We start from the raw sequence: 1,140 nt of genomic DNA, 5'->3' as shown, positions 1-1,140 counted from the left end.
GGCGCGGCCGACGTGCAATGCGGCGCGGCGTGGCCGCGCTGGGACGCGTTCAAGCGCGATTTCGTGTCGGCCGACGGCCGGGTGATCGACGTCGGCTCGGCCGATTCGCGCACGGTATCGGAGGGGCAGGCGTATGGACTGTTCTTCGCGCTGGTTGCGAACGACCGGCGCACGTTCGACACGATCCTCGCATGGACCGAGAACAACCTCGCACAGGGCGACCTGAGCGCCCGTCTGCCGGCGTGGCTGTGGGGCCGCGCGCCGGACGGCGCCTGGCGCGTGCTCGACGCGAACGCGGCGTCGGACGCCGACCTGTGGATCGCGTACACGCTCGTCGAAGCCGGACGGCTGTGGCGCGAGCGCAGCTACACGGCGCGCGGCGCGCTGCTCGCGAAGCGCGTGCTGGACGACGAGACGGCCAGCGTACCCGGCCTCGGCCTCACGCTGCTGCCCGGGCCGACCGGCTTCAAGCTGGCCAACGGTCAATGGCGCGTGAACCCGAGCTATTCGCCGCCGCAGGTGATCCGCGGGCTTGCCACGCGCCTGCCCGACGATCGGCGCTGGGCCGCGCTCGCGGCCAGCACCGGCCGCGTGCTGCTCGACACCGCGCCGAAGGGCTTTTCGCCGGACTGGGCGCTGTATCGCGCGGGCGCCGGCTTCGGGCCCGATCCGCAAACCCGCGCGGAAAGCGCGTACAACGCGATCCGCGTGTACCTGTGGGCCGGCATGCTCGATCGCGCCGATCCGCTCGCCGCGCCGCTGCTCGCGCGGTTTGCCCCCTTTGCCGACTACATTGCCGCGCATGGCGCGCCGCCGGAGAAGGTCGACACGACGACCGGCGTCGCGGGGCCGAACGACGGCAACGGCGGCTTCTCCGCGGCGGCCGTGCCGTTCCTCGACGCGCGCGGCCAGCAGGCGCTCGCCGATGCGCAGGCCGCGCGGGCCGATACGCTCGCACGCCAGTCGGCGCCCGGCTACTACACGAGCGTGCTGACGCTGTTCGGCCTCGGCTGGCGCGACGGCCGCTACCGGTTCGGCGCGGACGGGTCGCTCGACGCGCGCTGGGAGGGTCGTCCATGCGCGGCCAGATCGGAAGAGCGCCGGGGAGGGACACGGTGGCCTCGCCTGGTGCAATCTCGG

The 1,140-nt window shown here is 73.6% G+C and carries 1 protein-coding gene; it reads left to right on the top strand.

Annotated elements, in window-relative coordinates; genetic code table 11:
- A partial coding sequence (gene bcsZ, locus F3J14_RS35040; RefSeq protein WP_168736421.1) for a cellulose synthase complex periplasmic endoglucanase BcsZ occupies positions 1-1,140 on the top strand: 1,140 nt, incomplete at both ends.

Source organism: Burkholderia sp. Tr-862 (genome assembly GCF_011753085.1).
Lineage (GTDB): Bacteria > Pseudomonadota > Gammaproteobacteria > Burkholderiales > Burkholderiaceae > Burkholderia > Burkholderia ambifaria.
This window is presented reverse-complemented; position numbering and strand designations above follow the sequence as displayed.